The sequence below is a fragment of the Thalassospira profundimaris genome (assembly GCF_003326795.1).
In the GTDB taxonomy this organism is placed as follows: Bacteria; Pseudomonadota; Alphaproteobacteria; order Rhodospirillales; family Thalassospiraceae; genus Thalassospira; species Thalassospira profundimaris_C.
In genome coordinates this window covers 108,274-128,985 of sequence record NZ_JPWI01000003.1, presented here as the reverse complement: position 1 = coordinate 128,985, position 20,712 = coordinate 108,274, and the positions used below count along the sequence as shown (strand labels likewise).

At 53.8% G+C, this 20,712-nt stretch carries 20 protein-coding genes; 9 read left to right on the top strand and 11 right to left on the bottom strand.

What is annotated here, in order from left to right:
• Positions 1-46: 46 nt before the first annotated feature.
• The 6 genes from TH30_RS06715 to TH30_RS06690 form a co-directional block, all read right to left on the bottom strand.
• Positions 47-1,006: a PfkB family carbohydrate kinase gene (locus TH30_RS06715; RefSeq protein WP_114097323.1), complete on the bottom strand. Its 960-nt coding sequence runs from the start codon at positions 1,004-1,006 to the stop codon at positions 47-49.
• Positions 1,007-1,146: 140 nt separating this feature from the next.
• Positions 1,147-1,752 carry a tyrosine phosphatase family protein gene (locus TH30_RS06710; protein WP_114097322.1) on the bottom strand — a complete coding sequence of 202 codons (606 nt, stop codon included), beginning with the start codon at positions 1,750-1,752 and terminating at the stop codon, positions 1,147-1,149.
• Between the two features lie 154 nt (positions 1,753-1,906).
• Positions 1,907-2,878, bottom strand: coding sequence for an agmatinase (gene speB, locus TH30_RS06705; protein WP_114097321.1), 972 nt, complete (start codon positions 2,876-2,878; stop codon positions 1,907-1,909).
• 70 nt (positions 2,879-2,948) lie between these two features.
• Positions 2,949-4,454, bottom strand: a complete 1,506-nt coding sequence (locus TH30_RS06700; protein WP_114097320.1) for an aldehyde dehydrogenase — start codon at positions 4,452-4,454, stop codon at positions 2,949-2,951.
• A 101-nt stretch (positions 4,455-4,555) separates the two neighbouring features.
• The gene (locus tag TH30_RS06695) at positions 4,556-5,104 is read right to left on the bottom strand and encodes a cupin domain-containing protein (RefSeq protein ID WP_114097319.1); all 549 of its coding nucleotides are present in this window, start codon (positions 5,102-5,104) and stop codon (positions 4,556-4,558) included.
• Positions 5,105-5,148: 44 nt separating this feature from the next.
• On the bottom strand, positions 5,149-6,531 hold the full coding sequence (locus TH30_RS06690; protein ID WP_114097318.1) for a glutamine synthetase family protein: 1,383 nt from the start codon (positions 6,529-6,531) through the stop codon (positions 5,149-5,151).
• Between the two features lie 315 nt (positions 6,532-6,846).
• On the opposite strand from TH30_RS06690, the gene TH30_RS06685 reads away from it, so the two are divergent.
• The 5 genes from TH30_RS06685 to TH30_RS06665 all read left to right on the top strand — a co-directional run bounded on the left by TH30_RS06685 (position 6,847) and on the right by TH30_RS06665 (position 11,678).
• Complete coding sequence (locus TH30_RS06685; protein WP_114097317.1) at positions 6,847-8,217, top strand: aspartate aminotransferase family protein; 1,371 nt, start codon at positions 6,847-6,849, stop codon at positions 8,215-8,217.
• A gap of 150 nt (positions 8,218-8,367) precedes the next feature.
• A complete protein-coding gene (locus TH30_RS06680) occupies positions 8,368-9,717 on the top strand; it encodes an NAD(P)/FAD-dependent oxidoreductase (protein WP_114097316.1) in 1,350 nt (449 codons plus the stop codon).
• 90 nt (positions 9,718-9,807) lie between these two features.
• The gene (locus TH30_RS06675) at positions 9,808-10,290 is read left to right on the top strand and encodes a group III truncated hemoglobin (protein ID WP_114097315.1); all 483 of its coding nucleotides are present in this window, start codon (positions 9,808-9,810) and stop codon (positions 10,288-10,290) included.
• Between the two features lie 192 nt (positions 10,291-10,482).
• Positions 10,483-10,977 (top strand): MarR family winged helix-turn-helix transcriptional regulator, encoded by a 495-nt coding sequence (locus TH30_RS06670; RefSeq protein WP_114097314.1) that lies wholly within the window; start codon positions 10,483-10,485, stop codon positions 10,975-10,977.
• A 2-nt stretch (positions 10,978-10,979) separates the two neighbouring features.
• Positions 10,980-11,678, top strand: a complete 699-nt coding sequence (locus TH30_RS06665) for a cysteine hydrolase family protein (RefSeq protein ID WP_114097313.1) — start codon at positions 10,980-10,982, stop codon at positions 11,676-11,678.
• 13 nt (positions 11,679-11,691) lie between these two features.
• Here TH30_RS06665 and TH30_RS06660 read toward each other — a convergent pair whose 3' ends face one another.
• The 3 genes from TH30_RS06660 to moaD all read right to left on the bottom strand — a co-directional run bounded on the left by TH30_RS06660 (position 11,692) and on the right by moaD (position 15,282).
• Positions 11,692-13,008 (bottom strand): NAD(P)/FAD-dependent oxidoreductase, encoded by a 1,317-nt coding sequence (locus TH30_RS06660; RefSeq protein ID WP_114097312.1) that lies wholly within the window; start codon positions 13,006-13,008, stop codon positions 11,692-11,694.
• A gap of 209 nt (positions 13,009-13,217) precedes the next feature.
• The gene (locus TH30_RS06655) at positions 13,218-14,810 is read right to left on the bottom strand and encodes an L-serine ammonia-lyase, iron-sulfur-dependent, subunit alpha (RefSeq protein ID WP_114097311.1); all 1,593 of its coding nucleotides are present in this window, start codon (positions 14,808-14,810) and stop codon (positions 13,218-13,220) included.
• 220 nt (positions 14,811-15,030) lie between these two features.
• A complete protein-coding gene (gene moaD, locus TH30_RS06650; RefSeq protein ID WP_114097310.1) occupies positions 15,031-15,282 on the bottom strand; it encodes a molybdopterin converting factor subunit 1 in 252 nt (83 codons plus the stop codon).
• Between the two features lie 237 nt (positions 15,283-15,519).
• Here moaD and TH30_RS06645 point away from each other — a divergent pair, with 237 nt between their 5' ends.
• The 4 genes from TH30_RS06645 (at position 15,520) to TH30_RS06630 (ending at position 18,884) form a co-directional block, all read left to right on the top strand.
• Complete coding sequence (locus TH30_RS06645) at positions 15,520-16,521, top strand: sialic acid TRAP transporter substrate-binding protein SiaP (protein WP_114097309.1); 1,002 nt, start codon at positions 15,520-15,522, stop codon at positions 16,519-16,521.
• A 77-nt stretch (positions 16,522-16,598) separates the two neighbouring features.
• Positions 16,599-17,123, top strand: a complete 525-nt coding sequence (locus TH30_RS06640) for a TRAP transporter small permease (protein ID WP_114097308.1) — start codon at positions 16,599-16,601, stop codon at positions 17,121-17,123.
• Positions 17,120-18,421, top strand: a complete 1,302-nt coding sequence (locus TH30_RS06635; protein WP_114097307.1) for a TRAP transporter large permease — start codon at positions 17,120-17,122, stop codon at positions 18,419-18,421. Before TH30_RS06640 ends, TH30_RS06635 begins: the two co-directional genes overlap by 4 nt.
• 10 nt (positions 18,422-18,431) lie before the next feature.
• Entirely contained in the window at positions 18,432-18,884 is a 453-nt protein-coding gene (locus tag TH30_RS06630) for a type II 3-dehydroquinate dehydratase (RefSeq protein WP_114097306.1), read from the top strand.
• On the opposite strand, the gene TH30_RS06625 is transcribed toward TH30_RS06630, so the two are convergent.
• Both TH30_RS06625 and TH30_RS06620 read right to left on the bottom strand, forming a co-directional pair.
• Positions 18,881-19,567 carry a GntR family transcriptional regulator gene (locus tag TH30_RS06625; protein WP_114097305.1) on the bottom strand — a complete coding sequence of 229 codons (687 nt, stop codon included), beginning with the start codon at positions 19,565-19,567 and terminating at the stop codon, positions 18,881-18,883. The two genes, TH30_RS06630 and TH30_RS06625, sit on opposite strands and share 4 nt — an antisense overlap.
• Positions 19,568-19,741: 174 nt before the next feature.
• Positions 19,742-20,686: a LysR family transcriptional regulator gene (locus TH30_RS06620; RefSeq protein WP_258548640.1), complete on the bottom strand. Its 945-nt coding sequence runs from the start codon at positions 20,684-20,686 to the stop codon at positions 19,742-19,744.
• Between the last annotated feature and the right edge of the window lie 26 nt (positions 20,687-20,712).

Below are 20,712 nucleotides of genomic sequence, written 5' to 3'. Positions count from 1 at the left end.
CGTGGCAAGATTATGCTGTCACCACGACATCCCTATTCCTAGCGTCTCAACGCGCTGAAAGAAAGTCTTCGACTTCCTTTTCGGTCGGAAGCGCATTAATCGCACCGCGCTTGGTTGCGGTGATCGCCCCCACCGCATTGGCAAAACGGCATGCCGAGATCAGTTTTTCTTCCGAGTTCAGAAGTTCCGGGTCCTTAAGCAACCGCGACAGGAAACCCGCCGTGCAGCCGTCGCCAGCCCCGGTGGCATCAACCGCCGTCACTTCAAAGGACGGCACAAAGCCATCAAATTTCGGGGTAATAAAGCGCGATCCCTTAGGGCCATAGGTCACAATCAGGGCACGCCACTGATCACACCAAAGGTCCTTGATGCCGTCTTCAAGGTCTTCCTTGCCCGACACAAAGATGATTTCCTCGTCCGACATCTTGACGACATCAGCCTGACTGATGGCAAGACGCAGGATTTCGCGCGCCTTTTGCTCGCTCGGCCACAATGGCAGGCGAAGGTTCGGATCACACGAAATGATCGCACCGTTTTCACGCGCAATGCGGATGGCTTCAAGGGTGGCGGCACGCGGATCATCATCGATCATGCAAAGGGTTCCGTAATGGAACAGATCGGTGGATGTCAGCATGTCCTGATCAAGATCGGCCGGACACAGCAGCATGTCGGCAGACGGGCTGCGATAAAATGAAAACTCCCGTTCACCGTCAGCACGCAATGATACGAATGCAAGCCCGGTAAGCGCTTCCTTTGTCAGGACAATGCCCGATGTATCAACATCATCGGCCTTAAGCGTATCCACAAGGAAATGCCCAAAGGCATCATCGCCAAGCTTGCCGATAAATCCGGTATCAATCCCCAGACGCTTCAATCCCACAGCCGCATTTCCCGGTGCGCCCCCTGCGGCCTTGGCAAAGGCAGGCGCATCGGCAAGGCCGGTACCGGTCACAGTCGGAACAAAATCAATCAGCAGTTCCCCAAGACAAACAGCTTTGGCTGTCATGACGTTTCTCCGTTCGGATTGCCTGCGCATTCACGCAGGCCCGTTATCAAATTCAATGTTGCGATCTGTGGGACCGAAGGCTTTTTAAATCGATTCAATTTGGCGTGCAAATTAAAATCTGGCCGATCAGCATCGCGTCCTTAAACCGATGCCTTTTGTTTGGACAGTGCCCGACCGAATTCGATTTCGCGCACACGTTCCAGCTCGGTCATCCAACGTTCAAACATGTCATCCCGTTCAAGCTGAATGGCATAGTGACGCTGAAGGGCCGCGGTAAGGCGCCCTTCACGACCCAGCATTTCGTCGGCAAAGGCAATCATCACCGAATTTGGCCATGCGATCGGCCGCATCTCGCGAATGGTGGTGAATATGCTGTCTTCATCCCGGTCGGGTTCGACCTGTGCCATCAGGGCAATCATGGCTGCGGTTGAGCGCGACACACCCATATGACAATGCACCAGCAAGTGACCATCCCGGCGGTCCTGATGACTGGCTTTCAGTTCTTCGCCAAAGGCGAGAATGGCTTCGACATCCGCACGCGTCGGTGCCGGGCGGCCTTCCTTGTCGTCAATCACGTCATGGAAGCGTAAAATGGTGCGTTCATGCGGGTCGAAATCGCCAAAGATGGTCGGGTCTTCACGGTCGGGATCAAGCACGGACAGGACGTGGGAAACCCCGTGATTACGGTGGGTTGGTAATTCATCAATGCCACAGATGGTCAAACGGGTAATCGCAATCGGCTTCATTTTCGTTTCCTGTCATATTTCATTTCTTATTCGGCCCTATCAGAGCACAAGAAAATGAAAAAACAAGGGCCGACACCCGTTAAAAGTGCCAGCCCCTGAATTTTTCCAAAGCGACACCACGATTTGCGTCGCCTTGTCCTTATGATCAGAACCGTTATTTCGCGCGATTTACCGCATGAATGTTCAGCATTTCCCACGCCATGGTTGCCCCGGCCAGAGACGTGATGTCCGAGACATCAAATGGCGGGGAAACTTCAACCACGTCACTGCCGATCAGGTTCACATGACCGGCAAGACCGCGCAGGATCGACACCGCCTGATGGCTGGTAAGGCCGCCCAGAACAGGCGTTCCAGTCCCCGGTGCATAGCACGGATCAAGGCCATCAATGTCAAAGGTGATATAGGCCGGGTTGTTGCCAACCGTGGCTTTGATCTGCTCGACAATGGCGTCAATCGACATCGACTGAACTTCCGGTCCATAGATGATGTTATAGCCGTGCGTCGATTCATTGTGGGTTCGGATACCGACCTGAATGGATTTCGACGGATTGACGATGCCCTTTTTCGCCGCATGCCAGAACATGGTGCCATGATCGATGCGGTCGCCATCATCTTCCCAGGTATCGGAATGGGCATCGAACTGAATCAGGGAAATGCCATCACCATATTTTTCGGCATGGGCCTTGAGGATCGGATAGGTGATGAAGTGATCGCCCCCAATCGTCAGCATCTTGGCGCCCGACTGCACGATATCGCGCGCATGATCCTCGATCATGTCGGGCAGTTTTTCCGGGTGCCCCGGATCAATCACCATATCGCCGTAATCAATGACGGCGAGTTCGGCAAAGATATCGCGACCGGACGGGAAATGCGGTGCCCATGCAAGGTTGGTCGATGCACGACGCACGCCTTGCGGGCCAAGACGCGTGCCCGGACGGCTTGAGGTCGCCAGATCATAGGGGATGCCTGTTACAGCAACATCAATGCCATTCAGGTCGCGCGAATAACGGCGGCGCATGAATGACAGCGCACCGGAATACATCGGTTCGCTGGTGTTCTGATGCACGGATTTTGCAGTAAAGGCGTTATCACCGCCCTTGGTGTCAATGACCCCGGTGCTGCTCATTTAACTTGTCCTTCTCACTTCCCGGTATCGTTCTCCGGACCGCCTGCCCTTCAGGGGTCGACGGAGAACCTTACGCGTCGCCCAGTGCAATCCAGGTCGACTTGATTTCACAATATTTATCAAGCGCATGCAGCGAACGGTCGCGACCGGTGCCAGACTGTTTGTAACCACCAAACGGCATGGTGATTGATCCACCGTCCCAGCAATTGACCCAGACAAGACCGGAACGCAGTTTCTTTGCGGTCATATGTGCCTTGTTGATGTCGCGCGTCCAGACTGCTGCTGCCAGACCATATGGCGTATCATTTGCGGTCTGAACAGCCTCTTTCCAGTCTTTGACCGAAATAACCGACAGAACCGGGCCAAAGATTTCTTCCTTGGCAATCGTCATGTCGTTTTTGATACCGTCAAACACGGTCGGCTCGACATAATAGCCACCAGATTCGGTACGGACACGCTTGCCGCCGGTGCGCAGAACGCCGCCTTCGGCAGAGCCCTTTTCTATGTAACCCAGAACACGGTTCATCTGGCTTTCATCAACGATTGCGCCCATCTGGCTTTTCGGGTCAAGCGGATCTCCCGGCTGCATTTTTGCACCTGCTGCGATGACCTTTTCGATGAATTCGTCCTTGATGGTTTCTTCAACGATCAAGCGCGAACCGGCCGTGCAAACTTCACCCTGATTATAGAAGATGCCACCAGCAGCGGCCGCCGCAGCTGCATCCATATCCGGGCAATCAGCCAGGACAATGTTCGGGCTTTTGCCACCGCATTCAAGCCAGACACGCTTCATGTTGGACTGACCGGAATACTGCAAGAACAGCTTGCCGACCTCGCCCGAACCGGTAAAGGTCACGCAATCCACATCTTCATGAAGGCCAAGCGCCTTGCCCGCCGTCGGGCCAAAGCCCGGAACAACGTTCAGGACACCTTCGGGGATACCTGCCTCAACCGCGATTTCCGCAACGCGAAGAGCTGTCAGGGGCGACTGTTCGGCTGGCTTGAGGATGATCGAGTTCCCCATCGCCAATGCCGGGCCCAGTTTCCAGACAGCCATCATCAGCGGGAAGTTCCACGGTACCACAGCAGCAATAACGCCAAGCGGTTCGCGGGTGATCATGCCGATCTCGTTGGTGCCGGACGGCGAGATTTCGTCATAGATCTTGTCAATCGCCTCGGCGTACCAGCGAATGCATTTGTAAGACAGCGGAATGTCATCGCGTGCGGCAAGCGTGATCGGCTTGCCCATATCAAGGCTTTCAAGCAAGGCCAGCTCGGCCGCATTCTTTTCCAGAAGATCTGCAAAATGAAGCAGGATCGCCTTGCGCTTGACCGGGGCAGCTTCGGACCAGCTGCCTTTTTCAAACACGGCACGGGCCGATGCCACGGCACGATTGACGTCCTCGACATCGCATTCGGCAACCTTGGTCAGCACCGACCCGTCACGCGGGCTGATACAGTCAAAGGTTTTGCCCGATGCCGCATCGACATAGGCACCGTTGATGAACGCCTTGTTGCGGATATCAAGGGCGGCAGCCTGTGCGGTCAGTTGTTCAAAATTCAACGGATTGGTCATCGGAAGTCTCCTGACGGATGGCGCTTATGGGGCCTTGTTCAATTTCGGTAATCTGGTCGGGCATTCTGCCCGGATAATCATTTGATCATGTGATCATGTGATCAATATGACGGCGGTGTCGCAGCACTGACGATTTCGCATTCCCCGTCCCCGACATTGCGGAAACGGTGCGGTATTTCGGCATTGAAGTAATAGGCATCACCGGGACCAAGAACCTTGACCCTTTCACCCACCGTGACTTCAAGTTTGCCGCGAACGACAACACCGGCTTCCTCGCCCTTCTGGACGATCAGGTTATCGCCGGTATCCCCGCCTGCCGGATAGGTTTCATGCAGCACACGCAATTTACGATCCTTGCGTGATGCGCCGACAAGACGCATTGACATCGTCCCGTCGGAAAGTTCGACAAGCTCTTCTTTTTTAAAGAAAATTTCTTCACCATTGTCGAGATCAATGGTGAAGAAATCAATCAGGCTCATCGGGATGCCTGCCAATACCTTGGCAAGGCTGTCAACAGACGGGCTGACCCGGTTTTGTTCGATGGTTGAAATCGTGCTGTTGGTGACACCGGCACGTCGTGCCAGCTCACGTTGCGACAGCCCATACATGCTGCGCACGGCCTTCAACCGATCTCCTACCTTTTGTGACATTCCCGTCGTTTCCCTATCGAACGTTTTCTTATGTTTATGTGCGATCAGACAGCGTCAAGGTACCAGCGATATTCAAGCTGGGTAACTTCGGCAAAGAATTCGTCATATTCCGCGCGACGGCAGATATCGAAGACTTCGACAAACCGTTCACCCAGATAGTCCTTGACGATATCGCCTTCAACAAACCGGTCGAGTGCTGAAATCATGCTGCGCGGAACAATCCGCCCGCCATGCTGTTCATAGCCGTTGCCAACGGTCGGCTCACCCGGATCAAGTTGGTTTTTGATCCCGTGATGCATGCCCGCAAGAACACAGGCCAAAACCAGATACGGGTTGGCATCTGCCCCTGATACACGATGTTCAACACGGGCGGCTTTCGGGCTGCCTGCGGGAATACGAAGTGCAACAGTACGGTTGTTAAGTCCCCAATTCGGCGACATCGGCGCATAGGCCTTGTTCTGGAACCGGCGGAAAGAGTTCGGGTTCGGCGCAAAGATCGCCATGCTTTCAAACATGGCTTCCTGCAGGCCACCAATTGCAAAGCGCAGATTGTCCGAAACTTCTTCATCCCCGACCGGCGACAATACATTGTTGTCGTCCTTGTCACGCAACGATACGTGAACATGAAGACCGTTACCGGCCTGATCGGAATATGGCTTGGCCATAAAGGTCGCGGTGACCCCATGATCCCAGGCAATGCCCTTGACCACGCGTTTGAGCTGCATGGCATGATCTGCTGCCAGCATCGGATCAGTCACATGACCAAGATTTATCTCGAACTGGCCGGGGCCGGCTTCGGCCACGATGGTATCGGCCGGGATGCCCTGACGGTTGAGTTCGGCCACCGCATCATGAAGGACTTTTTCAAAATCCTCGATCTGTTGCAGGCCGTAAACCTGAACACCATCCGACGCAATCCCGCCGCCAAGCGGTTGTGGCGGCAGCGGTTCGGCGGTTTTTTCATTCTGGTCGGCAAGATAGAATTCAAGTTCAAGTGCGACAGTCGGGTACAGACCGTCTGCGGCCATCCGGTCAACAACGCCCTGAAGAACGTTGCGCGGATCGGCAAAGAACCGGGTGCCGTCAAGATTGTGCAGGCTCATCATTACCTGGGCGAGCGGCAATTCACCATAAGGGACAAGACACAGGGTTCCCGGGATCGGTTTTGCCAGATTGTCCTGGTCACCGCTCGACCAAAGAAGTCCCGTACCTTCCGGGTTGTCACCGGTGATATCCACCAGACACATCGAACCGGGTAAAGTCACGCCTTCGGTAAAACTTTTAAGAAACTTTTGTTTGCTGATTCGCTTGCCGCGAAACACGCCGTTAATGTCGGGAATGAGCAACTCAACAAGTTCGACATCAGGATTTTCTTCAAAGAATCGTTGGGCTTCTGCCCTACTGTCTTCGACGAACGACTTGTTCATCGTCTTATACTCCCAGAAAAGGCCTATTATTAAAGCAATTGCGCCTGTCTGCCATCGTGCCGTGCCGGAATGCGCCGGTCAAGCCCCTTCGTTCGATATATCGTGCAAATCATGCAGTGCAAAAAGACGCAGGATACTCAAACATCTCTTGCCCCGGCATGAGGTGCATCGACCATATAGCGCCAAAACCAACACAGAATACTGAAAAAATTTGTCGAAAAATCCTCTTGCAAAGGTGTTCAAAAAAACGAACACTAAATGCAGATGTTCAACATATCGCACAAAAGCAGACCAGCATCGCTGTCAGGAGACGTTATGAATAATTTCGACAAAACCGCCTATTGGCAGGACATTGACCAGGCACACCACCTTCATCCGTTCACCGATACGGCGGACCTGAATAATCGTGGCACCCGGGTTATCACACGTGCCCAGGGCGTCTTTATCGAAGATTCCACTGGCAAACGCTATCTTGATGGCATGGCGGGTCTGTGGTGCGTCAATATCGGCTATGGTCGCAAGGAACTTGCTGATGCGGCCTATGCCCAGATGCAGGAACTGCCCTACTATAACAACTTCTTCCAGTGCGCGAATACCCCGGCGATCGAGCTTTCCAAAGTTCTTGCCGAAATCACGCCAGAAGGCCTGAACCACGTATTTTACGCCAATTCCGGGTCGGAAGCCAATGACACGGTCGTTCGTATGGTGCGCCAGTACTGGAAACTCAAAGGCAAGGCCGAACGCACCTATATCATCAGCCGCAAGAACGCCTATCACGGTTCGACCGTGGCCGGTGCGTCGCTTGGCGGCATGTCGGGCATGCATGCGCAAGGCGGCCCGATGCTTCCCGATGTTGTTCATATTGATCAGCCCTACTGGTATGGCGAAGGTGGCGATCACACGCCCGAGGAATTCGGCCTGATTGCGGCCCGCAAGCTTGAAGAGAAAATCGAGGAACTTGGCGCAGATCGCGTTGGTGCCTTTATCGGCGAACCGATCCAGGGTGCGGGTGGCGTGATCATTCCGCCGTCGACCTACTGGCCGGAAATTCAGCGTATCTGCAAGAAATACGACATTCTTCTTATTGCCGATGAAGTCATTTGCGGCTTTGGCCGTACCGGGAACTGGTTTGGTTCTGATACCTTTGATATCAAACCCGACCTGATGCCGATGGCAAAAGGCATGTCGTCAGGTTACCTGCCGATTTCGGCCGTCATGGTTGGTGATCGCGTTGCCGATGTTCTGATCAATGAATGTGGTGAATTCACCCACGGCTTCACCTATTCTGGTCACCCGGCATGTGCCGCAGTCGCACTGGAAAACATCCGAATCCTGCGCGACGAAAAAATGGTCGAACGCGTCAGGGATGATATCGGCCCGTATTTCGCCAACGCACTCAAGACCCTTGAAGACCACCCGCTGGTCGGTGCGGTTGAAACTGTTGGCCTGATTGCCGGGATGCCGCTGGTTGATGACAAAAAAACCCGCAAAGCTTTTGACAAGCCGGGCACGGTTGGCACCATTTGCCGTGACGCCTGTGTGGCCAATGGTGTGATCATGCGCGCCTGCGGGGATCGCATGGTTCTTTCGCCGCCGCTTTGCATCACACGTGATGAAGTCGACGAGCTGGTCAAACGCGCCCGTGCTGCCTTTGACGAGACGGCAAGGAAAATCGGCAAAATGTAAAAACCGGCTTGATCTGAATTGAGTAAATGACACAAACACCCGGCGGTATCATGATCGCCGGGTGTTTTCGGTTTACGCCCGTGTTCCTTGCCCAAATCCCTGCGCCATTGACGGCCCCATTACCTGCCCCATTACCTGACAGAGTGCGACATGCTCAAACGTCTTTATCAGCCGCTTGCCTATCAGACCCAAACCATGCCCGACAGTTACTGGGCGGCAAGTGCCGGTCCTTTGCCCCGATGTGAAACGCTTCCCGCTGAAGGCACGTTTAAAACCGGTGTTGCGATTATTGGCGGTGGCTATACCGGACTTTCGACCGCGTTGGAGCTTGCCGAGAACGGGGTCGAGGTTGCTGTTTTCGATGCCGGGCGCAGTGGCTGGGGCGCTTCGGGCCGTAATGGCGGATTTTGCTGCATCGGTGGCAGCCCGCTTAGCTATGCCGAACTGGGCTTACGCTTTGGCGAGGACGAAACACGCCATTATGCGCGGCTTCAACGTCAATCCATCGACCTTGTCGCATCCCGCCTTGATGACTGGGGCATTGATGCAGACCGTCATTCCGATGGTGAAGTCGTTCTGGCCCATAAACCAAACCGCATCGCAGAGCTTCATGAAGAAGATGCGCAACATGCGCATTTCTCCGATATCGATTGTCAATTTCTGACCCGCGAACAATTGCATGAACGCGGCCTTGTTGCGGCTGACACCTATGGCGGTTTGCATGTCAAAACCGGGTTCGGTCTGCATCCGCTTAAATACCTTGCCGGTCTGCATCAGCAATGCCTTGCCAAAGGTGTTCGGATATTCGAACAGGCGATGATCGAAGACCTGAAAGATACCGGCACAGGCTATGACCTTCGGTCCGGAAATACCCGTATTTCGGCACAAAAGGTTGTCATCGCGACCAACGGTTACAGTGCGGAAAACCTTCCCGACTGGATTGGCGGGCGTTTGATGCCGGTCTTTTCCGGAATTCTGGTAACCCGACCGCTGTCCGATGATGAACTTGCCGAACAGGGCTGGACCAGCGATCTGATGGCCTATGACAGTCGCATCCTTTTGCATTATTTCCGCAAATTGCCTGATAACCGCTTCATGTTTGGTGGTCGGGGCGGCATTACCGCGACGCAATCGGCCTTTGATGCTGGCAAAAGGGATCTTTTGCATCATTTCAATCGCATGTTCCCGGCATGGCGGGATGTTGACATCACCCATCACTGGAACGGGCTTGCCTGTCTGTCACAATCCTTCCGGCCCTATATTGGTCGCGTACCGGGCCATCGCGAGGTCTGGACCGGGCTTGGCTGGCATGGCAATGGCGTCGCCCTTGGCAGCCTTGCCGGGCAGATGTTGGGCAAACAAATCCTTGGCACCGGAAAACCGTCCGATATCGGAACCATTCTTGGCACCCCGCCAGACCGCTTCCCGCTTGCTCGGTTCCGCCGCCTTGGACGCAGCCTTGCCTATCGATATTACGGATTGCGCGACAGATTTGCGTAATAGCCCAAACTGACCTATGTCATGTCGCGGCGATATGCTTTCGGGCTATTGCCGCAATCATATCACAACCCGGAACGAGCCCGCATTCAGATGTCAGACCAACCGACCCTTGCCGAAATCAGGGAGCGCCGCGAAATCGCCACCCGTCGTATCAAGGAAGATACCGGGATCGATCAGGACATGATCAAAAATATCGTTCATGGCTTTTACGCCAAGGTCCGCGATGACGCGATGCTGGGCCCTGTCTTTGATGAAAAGGTCGAAAACTGGGATCATCATCTGGATCGCATGGTGATGTTCTGGTCATCGGTGGCCCTTGCCACGGGCAATTATGATGGCCGTCCGATGCAAAAACACCTGTCGCTTAAGATCACCCGTCATCATTTTGACCGCTGGCTCGAACTTTTTGCCCAGACCCTGTCGGAATATTGCGAAGAACCCGCCGCCCGCCATTTCATGGAACGCGCCCTGCGCATCGCATCAAGTTTCGAGATCGGCATCGCTGCCCATAATGGCGTGATCCTTGGCAAAGGCGAACGCTATGATCCGGTGTCAAGCTGGGATCCGAAATAACGGCCGCCCGGTTTTCGGGCAGAAAACCCGACAGAATACTCGACGGCCAGACCACAACCGGTTGATCAATAAACACATTCTGACATCGAGAGCCTGAAAACATAACTGCGCATTTAAACGCACCGCCGCTTTTCACAAATCCACAATGTCAACTTAGTTGACAAAAATCATTGATTGCTGTTTCCTGAGGGTATGGAAACAAATCAACTCTCATCAACCGAAAAACTTTATCACGCCATTCAACTGACCCGTCCGCTGTTGCGCAATATTGCGGCCTATGTGGAACGGGAACTCGGCAATAGCGGGGTGACGGTCGGCCAGCGTGCTGTTCTGGAAGTTCTGGATGATGGCGGGGCCATGACCGCCCCGCAATTAACTGACCGTCTCGAACTCAAACGCCAGTTCATTGCCCGTATGCTCGCCGAAACGACAGAGCTTGGCTTGACGACACAACAAACCAATCCCGATCATGCACGTGCACATTTCCATGTTCTAACAGATCGCGGACAGGCGGCAATCCGTGCCATTCGCGGTCATGAAATGGATATGCTTCGGGAACTTGAAGGCCTTTTTACCGTTGAAGAAATAGATACCCATTATCGGCTTCAACAAAGCATGAACCGCTGGTTTGCAGACCGGGCATCTGCACCCAAGAACGCGAACCCCAAAGAAACACGGAGAAAGTGACGATGTGGTCTGCGCTCCTGATCATTCCGATCCTGATTGTTGCCCTGATTGCCTACACAATTTACGGACATCACCGCCACCTTACTGCCAGCACCGGTGCGCCAATTGAAACCGAGCTGCGCCCGAACACCGCCGTTTTGATCGTTGATCTGCAAGAAGATTTTACGTCCGACACTGCAAAGAACGCCTATCCGGCCGACAAGCTTCACAATGCGCTTGTCGCGATCAATGACCTCGTTGAAACCGCGAATGCCAATGACATCCCGGTGATTTCAATTCGCCAGAAATTTGACGGATTTTATATCAATCTTCTGGTCAAGCTGCTGAACGAAGGCCGTGGCAGCGCATCATCGACCGGGCTTTCTCTTGATGACCGGATTGATGGCGATATTGACCACGATATTGTCAAATCACGGGCCGATGCGTTTCACGAACCGGAACTGGATCGGGTTCTTGCACGCCATGATGTCGGCAAGCTGATCATTGTCGGGCTTGATGGCGATTATTGTGTCAATGCCACCATTCAGGGGGCGCTTAATCGCGGCTATGACATTTCCATAAGTGATGCGACCACCTTGGCCCTTAATCCGGAAAGCTGGCTGAAAACAAAATCCCGCCTGATCGCTGCGGGCGTTCATGACGGGATTGCAAAGCACAGCACACCCAAAACCGATCAGGCCAAAATTCCTGATCCGGCCTGATCACACTTGATGATCACAACTTGTCGCGGATCGAGTACCACAACATCGCCGCGACCAGCAGCGGAAAGCGCAATGACTTTCCGCCCGGGAAGACCGGGATTTTGATGTTCGACATCACATCAAACCGGTCCATGGTGCCCGCCACCGCATCGGCCATGATCTGTCCGGCCAGGGTCGCCATGGCAACACCATGTCCGGAATAACCCGATGCGGTGAAAGTGTTGTCGTCGATCTTGCGGAAGAACGGCATGCGGTTCATCGTAATCGCCAATGTCCCACCCCAGCCATAATCAATCTTCACGTCTTTAAGCTGCGGATAGACTTCAAGCATATGCGGCGACACAAAAGATTTGATATCGCGCGGGAAGGTATAGCCATATGTCTCCCCGCCGCCAAACAACATGCGTTTATCGGCACTTAGGCGGTAATAGTTGATAACAAACTTTGAATCCGCGACCGCCACATCATCACGGATCAGCTCGCGCGCCAGATCATCACCCAGCGGTTCGGTAGCGATGATGAAATTGTTGATCGGCATGACGCGCCTGGCCACCCGGTCATCGAGCGCATCCAGATATCCGTTACAGCCAAGGATCAGCTTGTTCGCGCGAACAACCGCGCCATCCCGCGTTTTGACCGTAACCTTGCCTGCCTGATTTTCGTAGGACGTGACAAAGGCCCCCTCAAATATCCGGGCACCGGCACGACGGGCCGCGTCAGCAATCCCGAGTGCGAAATTCAGCGGATGAATATGACCCGCTCCCATATCAAGCGACCCGCCGTGATAAAACTCGGATCCGAGCATCTCGCGCATCTCATCGCGATCAACGGCCCGGATCTGGTCATAACCATATTCGGTCTGAAGCTTGTGGGCATATTCATGAGTTTCAGGGACAAAGCGCGCACGATGATCGGCATGTAGAATGCCCGGTTTCCAGTCACACTTGATGTCGTGCTTGGCGATCAGCGACTTGACGATGTCCTTTGACTGTTCGGCAATATCCCAAAGTTTCTTGGCATCCGCGCGCCCGACCATCTTTTCCAGATCGTCCTGTTCGCGGCGCTGGCCCGATCCGACCTGACCACCATTGCGGCCCGAAGCGCCCCAGCCAACCCGGTGTGCTTCAAGCAGGATGACGTCAAATCCGCGTTCCGCAAGATGCAGGGCCGAAGACAAACCGGTAAAGCCCCCGCCGATCACGACAATGTCGCAGGTTTGATCCCCCTCAAGCTTTGCAAATTTTTCGGTCGGGTTTGCGGTGGCCGCATAATAGGACGCCGGATAGGTACCGTCCTTGTCATTGGCCGTCAGCAGATTGGGGGTAAACACGAGGAATCCTCATTTTCGTTGTTTATCGTCGCCCTATCCTGCCCGAACAGGCCCATCTATCAAGGGAAAACTGCCCGTTTTCGGCATGGTCTGGCGCATTTCGCCGATTATGCCAAAACAGACAACCCAAAGGGAAAAGGATTGCGCCAACCCGCACCCAAAACGCGATAAATGCCAGTCGGTTTTAAGCGAAGTCAGATGCCACATCCCTAGGCACCTTGCGTAACCGCCTCGACCATGCGCAACGCGGTTTTGGTTGCCGCACAGCCACCGCGCGCCGTACAGCGCAAATCCGGATGCATCATCGCGCCGATCTTGACGGTCTGATCGACCAGTTCGTCATATCCCAGCACCGCATCAAACCCGGCAAGAACCGCCATTGCCGATGAAAAGGCGTGCGAAACACCTGCAACATTGCGGGCATGGCACGGGATTTCAACATCTCCGCCGACCGGGTCACAGACAAGGCCCAGCGTATTCATCAGACACATGCTTGCCGCATCAAAGCATTGCCTTGCCGACCCGCCATAGGCCTGCGCGACACCGGCAGCCGCCATTGCCGCCGACGCCCCGGTTTCCACCGAACAGCCGCCACATTCTGCGGCAAAGGTTCCGCGTGCGGCAAACACCGCGCCGATCAGAGCCATGACCTGAAGGGCATCCGTCGCCCCTTCGATATCAATGCCGTGACGGATCAAGCCATAAAGCGTTCCGGGCACCACACCCGCACTTCCCGCCGTCGGGGCAGCACAGACCAGACCGCGATTTGAATCACGTTCCATCGCCGAAAGCGCACCGGCAATTGCATCCTGAAGCACTGGTCCGCCAAGACCACCTGGCAGATTGGCATCACGCACCTTGCGGGCCCGCAAGGTCAGGAACCGCATCACGTTGTCTTCGGGTTTGGCATCGAATCCCTCGGCCACGACACGCAACATCAATTCACAGCGTTCACGGAACAGAATGCGTGTTGCCTCACGCGAAAGGCCAAGACGCCTGGCCTCAAGGGCCAAGGCCGCATCAGCAATTGATCCGCCTTCGTCCTGATCGGCAACCGCAATCACCGCGTCACTGGTTGAAAACAGATCATCCATTGCGCAGACCGGGTATTGTGACGCATCGGCGAACCGTACATCACGAACGTCATCACGTGCCGCAATCCCGGCCAGACAGTCGGCGGACGGCACGGATTGCAGGGAAATCTCGACGCGGTTGTGCTTCTGATCGACCGACATCCCCAAAAGCCTGTTCTCACCAGTTGCAAGAAGGCTTGCAATTTGGTCGGCATCAGATACCGCGCCCCCGCCCCAGACAAAAACAGTCGCTGTTTTACCGGTCATAAACAGGGCTTCGCCATTCATGCTGTCGATGTAATACATCCCGCCACCAACCGAGGCACCGGTATAGATATCGGTTCGTGCATCCCCGTCCCGACCACGCAGGATCAGTTCAATGTCCACCCGGTTGGGATGGTTGTTGTTATCAAGTTCGGTGACCTCGACCGCGAATTGAAATCCTTCGCCGCGCTCCACCCGACCCAGAATTTCGCGGTAATCGGCATCGGTCAGCTTGGCCCCGTAAAGCCCGGCAGCAAAGTTTTCATCCGAGCTTTGCGCCTTGTAGCACGGGGCAAAAGACCCGCGCGGATCAAACCGCACCACCGCCTTTTCAAGAACCTCGCCGTTCGAGCACGAAAGTTCGCGGACAAGCTTTGCCATCATATAGGGTGCTGCACAGTGCGAACTGGACGGCCCGCGCATGACAGGACCGATGACGGAATTAAGCAGGCTGATTTCTTGCATGGCGGTACTTCTTGATTGGCGCTGCATGTCGGATTTTGCGGGATAATTGCATACAATATGCCATGATCATCACCCGCCTTTGATGCGAATGCAATCACCCAAAACAAAATCCCGGTCGGTGAACAAACACTGACCGGGATTGAAATTCGATTATCGTGAAATCTTCTGCCGATTAACCGCATCGCGATGCGCGGTATCTTTATTTGTATGACAAATAAAATCAGCCACCGGTCACGGGCGGGAACAGGGCAATCTCGCTGGCTTTGGTGACATCGGCATCAGGCGTTGAATATTCCTGATCCACCGCGACCCGGATGATGGCGGGATCGGCAAGCGCATCCGCAAAGTTCGCCCCCCGCCCCGGAAGCCAGACAAGAAGGTCTTCGACGGTTTTAACATCATCGGGAAGATCAATGTCTTCCTCGCCAAAACCGATGCGGTCCTTGACCCACGAAAAATAGACCAGTTTCATTTGCAATCCTGATGACTGATTTGAGTTTGGCCCATGCTTGCGCAATCACTGCCAAGACGCAAGTCCCCAAAACCCAGATCAATCCACCGCAACGCTGTCTATCCACATCGCCAAAAGCCCTTAGAGGGGCATGCGGCAGCTTGCATCTTGATAGGTTCTAATTTTTCACATATATAATAAGAATCACCTTACAAAAGTGATAGTGTCTTATAATTAATGCATCTAGGGAGGCAAGAGATGACACGTAAGATCACCCGTCGTTGGGCGCTGGCAACAGGTCTGGCCGCAATCGGAACTGTGGCACTGCTTGGATTTGGAAATCCGGCGGTTGCCCAAGACAAGACACAGCTGCGTTTTTCTGCCGTTTTCTCGGAACAAGACATTCGCGCTGACATGATGAAGCAGTTTTCGTCAGCACTTGGTGACAAGTATAATGTTGAACTGTATTACGGCGGCAACCTGTTCAAGCAGACCACCGAGATTCTTGCGATCCAGCGCGGGAACCTTGAAATGGGGAACGTATCCCCGCAGGACATCGCAACGCAGGTTCCGGCATTTTCCATCCTCAGCTCGGCATATCTGTTCCGTGATGCGGATCATATGCGGAAATTCTTTGCCAGCGATGCTGGCACTGAAATGAAGAAGATGGCCGAAGATCAACTGGGTATTCACATCCTTGGCCCGACCTATTTTGGCACACGTCAGGTCGGCCTGCGGACAGATCAGAAAATCAACACCCCGGCAGATATGGGCGACATCAAACTGCGCATGCCCGGAGGTGATGCATGGCAGTTTCTGGGCAAGGCACTGGGTGCCAACCCGACCCCGATGGCCTATGCAGAGGTTTACACCGGCCTTCAGACCGGTGCCATTGACGGTCAGGACAACCCGCTGCCAAACGTTGAAAACATGAAGTTCTATGAAGTCATGAAGCAAATCGCCCTGACTTCGCATCTGGTTGCTTATGACTTGCTCGTCGTGTCATCCAAGGTTTGGGATGGATTAAGTGCCGACGAACAGGCGGCCTTCCAGAAAGCAGCGGATGACGCCATCAACTGGAGTCAGGAACAGCACCTTGCCCGCGAGCAGAAACTTGCGGACTTCTTCAAGGAACAGGGCCTCGAAATTTATACTCCGGACGTTGCTGCATTCCGTGCCCACGCACAGAAAATGTATCTGGATTCCGATCTTTCCAAAGACTGGCCGGAAGGCATGCTTGATCGCATCAACGCGATGTAAGTTTTCCTAACCGTTCATCCACTCCAAAACCGTGCGCAGGGAAGCTTTCCCTGTGCACGCAAACCGGAATTCAAGACATGTCTGACAGGATCAGAATGATCGGCGCCTGGCTCCATCGTCGAGCAGAGAACATTGCCGCCTTGATGCTTGCCATCATGTTTGGCGCCTTCATTGTCCAGGTCGCCTTTCGATACTTGCTGAACTTTCCGATTGGTGGCGCATCCGAACTCACCATCATCATGTGGCTCTGGATTGTTCTCTGGGGTGCTGCCTTTGTTCTGCGTGAAAGAGACGAGATACGCTTTGACATAGTCTATAGCGCAGTGCCCGCAAAAGTTCGCCGTGTGATGACCGTTTTGTCGGCACTGGCCTTGCTGTTTCTTTATGGGGTGTCTTTCCCTGCGACGTGGGATTTCGTGACCTTCATGAAAATTCAGGACACGTCATATCTTGATATCCGTTTCGACTGGCTATTCTCGATCTACCTGATTTTCGCCGTTGCCATTCTGGTTCGGTATGTGTGGATTTTGATTACTGCGTTACGCGGGCAAAACACCTCTGAAAACCCGGCACACCTTTCCGATACGGATACCCATTCATGAGTTTCGTTGATCCCTTTGCGCTTTGCGTCATTTCGATTGTGTGCCTTTGCCTTCTGGGCCTGCCCATCGGGCATGCGATGATTGCCTCTTCTATTCTGTATCTGATGGTCTCCGGACTGGATATGGGGACAGCATCAGAGCAACTGCTCAATGGCATGTTTTCGAGCTATATTCTACTAGCTGTGCCTTTGTTCATTCTTGCCGCCGAGCTGATGAATTCGGGCAGCATGACTGTTCGCCTGCTTGCTTTTTGTAACGCTGTCGTTGGTCGTTTCCCGGGTGGTCTGGCGTTGGTCAACGTCGTTCAAAGCATCATTTTCGCCGGCATGTCCGGCTCTGCCATCGCGGATGCTGCTGGCACGGGTAAAATGATGCAACGCATGATGACCGAGGATAACAAGTATCCGCCAGCATTTGCCGCCGCACTGACAGCCGCATCTGCTGTCATCGGTCCGATTATTCCGCCATCCATTCCGATGGTTGTCTATGCGCTCGTTTCCGATGCATCGATTGGATATCTGTTTCTGGCGGGTGTCATTCCCGGCGTTATTATGGGGCTTTTTCAGGCCGGTTACATCGTAACATCCGCCCGTCGGCGCAAGTTCCCGATCGAATCTCCTGTCCCGCTAAAAGAGTTACCCAAGGTTACGCTAAATGCCTTTCCGGCCTTGTTGATGCCGGTTGTTCTGCTGGGCGGGATTTACGGCGGCATTACCACCCCGACAGAAGCCGCCGCGATTGCAGCTCTTTACGCATTGCTGGTTTCGACAATCCTTTATCGCAGCGTAAACCTGAGCGCCCTTTATCATTCGCTTCTTTCAAGTGCGCGCACAACGACATCAATCGGCATGCTGATCGCCGGGGCAATGGTGTTTAACTATGTCGTGACTGTTGAAAATATCCCATCAAGCCTCAGCACATGGCTGGGCGGCTTTGACCTTTCACCAATGGCATTCCTTTTGATGGTGAATGCCATCCTGCTTGTCCTTGGCTGTCTGCTGGAAGGGACGACCATTCTTCTTGTGATTGTCCCTGTCTTCATTCCAACTGCAAACATGCTTGGTGTTGATCTGGTTCATTTCGGTGTGATCTGCGTGATCAACATCATGATTGGCCTGATCACCCCGCCGTATGGATTGCTGCTGTTCGTGATGACGGCAATTTCAAATCGTCCGCTGCGTGAAATTTCCCGCGAAATATTCCCGTTCCTGATCGCAATGCTCGGCGCATTGCTGTTGTTTACTCTGGTGCCCGAGATTGCGCTCTGGCTTCCCAGAGCATTTGGCTACAAAGGTTAAGAGGACCACCATGTCTAAGCCCATTTTTGTTTTAAACGGCCCCAATCTTAACCGGCTCGGTCGTCGTGAACCGGAAGTTTATGGTTACACGACCCTGGCCGACGTGGAAAAAATGTGCCGCGCTGCGGCTGGCGATACGCCGCTTGAGTTTCGCCAAAGCAACTCCGAAACCCAGCTTATCGAGTGGATACATGAGGCAACCGACACGGCATCGGGCCTGGTTTTCAACCCAGCCGCCTATACGTTCACGTCGATGGCAATCATGGATGCGTTGAAGATGTTTTCCGGTCCGGTAATTGAATTGCACATTACCAATATTCACCGTCGCGAAGAGATGTATCACCATTCGCTGATGTCGGGAGTTGTCACAGCAGTGATCGCCGGACTTGGTGCCAAGGGCTATCCGACTGCTATCGGCGCGCTCAAGGAAATGATCTCAGAACAGGAAGCAATCCCCGCCTAGGCGGGGATTTTTCCTGTGCCAAGAACGTGATTAAGACCACTTTCAACATGGCTGGTCAGAAGCTTTACCGCAGCTTCGACATCGCGTTCGATGACAAGATCACGCAACTTTGCATGTTCATCAGCGGCTGGCTTGCCACGGAAGTCCAGAACCAGCATATGATAGCGCAGAAACCGGTCAAAGGCCGTTGAATGGGCCGCCATCATCGCAGGTGACTGGCATGCCGAAATGGTCGCATGGTGAAACTCCCAATCCTGCTGAACCCATTGTTCCACCTGACTGAGATCACCTTCGATCAGCTTGGTTTCAACCACTTTAAGCATATGATGCGAAGAAACAACACGCGCTTCCCATTGCAGGTCACCTGTTGCAATAGACTGTCGCAAGGCATGGGTTTCGAGCAACAGACGCAGTCCCGCAATATCACGAAGCCCCGCCTCGGAAACGCCTGTTACCTCAAATCCGCGCTGGCCCTCGGCAATTACAAATTCCTCGGCCGCGAGCCGGTTCAAAATTTCGCGAAGGGTTGGAACCGCTACTCCGTACTCCGCCTTGAGCTTTTCAAGTTTAAGCTTTTGCCCCGGGGCCAATCTCCCCCGGATGATATCGGATCGGATGTTACGAAAAGCGACTTCACCAACGGTTTCGTTTTCGCGTGCGACGAAAAATGATTTTTGTTTCATAGATGCAAGTTTCTCAGACTGCTTATTAACCTAGCTCTTTAATCTTTTACCAGACAATCATAAAAATATAAGATAAATTTATCAAAATGCATTTTTTGGCGATAACCTTCTGTTATAAATTATTATTTTATGCCTCAAGATGCCATTGTATGAGGAAAATCCACGGCAGGCCCCTTATGGATAGACAAAATATCCATCAGGGGCATGTGACAGGCGTGCGGTCAGGTTATCGATGAAGAACCGTTCTGCCCGGCTCAGCGACATGCGCGGATTGGTGACCAGATAGATGTCAATCGCCGGTGGCGCATCATAGGGCGGCAAGCGCCACAGCTGTCCGCGTTCGGTCGCGTTCTGCACCACATGGATCGGCAGCGGCCCGATGCCCAGTCCGGCATTGATCAGACGACGGACCTCTTCAAGGTGCGGGCTGACAGCAACGACCTTGCCGCGCATGCCTTCCTGTGCGCGCAAGATGGCGACAGGGGCCAATGCATCGGTAAGCTGATCGGTGGAAAATGAAACAAAAGCCTCGCTGCGCAAATCGGCAAGTGTCAGGTTCTCCTTGCCAAACAAATGATGGCTGGGCCCACAGAAGAAGCCAAAATGTTCGCGGTAAAGCTTGCGATATTCCAGTCGCGGATGCTGCTCCTTGACCAGACAGATGCCAAAACTCGCCTGCTGTGAGAGAACCTGATCAACAACATGCATCGAGGTTGCAACATTGATTTCATAGGTTACCTCGGGGTGCGCACGGTTGAAATCAAACAGCGCATCGTCAAGCGGCGGAAACACCACGTGACTGGCCAGCCAGAGATGCAAGTGACCGGTCAGCTGACTGCCGCTATCAGACATCACATCAGACAAACGGCCAATCGCCCCGCAGATTTCACGACATTCGTGATAGAGTGCCAGTCCCTGTTCGGTGACTTCGAACCGGCCACGTTCCCGGTCAATCAAACGCGCGCCAATCTGATCTTCAAGCCGTTTAAGCGCATTGCTGACACTTGGCTGACGCAGCAAAAGCCGGTTGGCGGCCCCTGTGATCGAGCGTTCTTCGACAATCACGGTAAAGGTATGCAACAGGTTCCAGTCAAACTGGCGACGCATCAGTTCATTCATCACAATCCCCGGCTGCTGCCATGTTC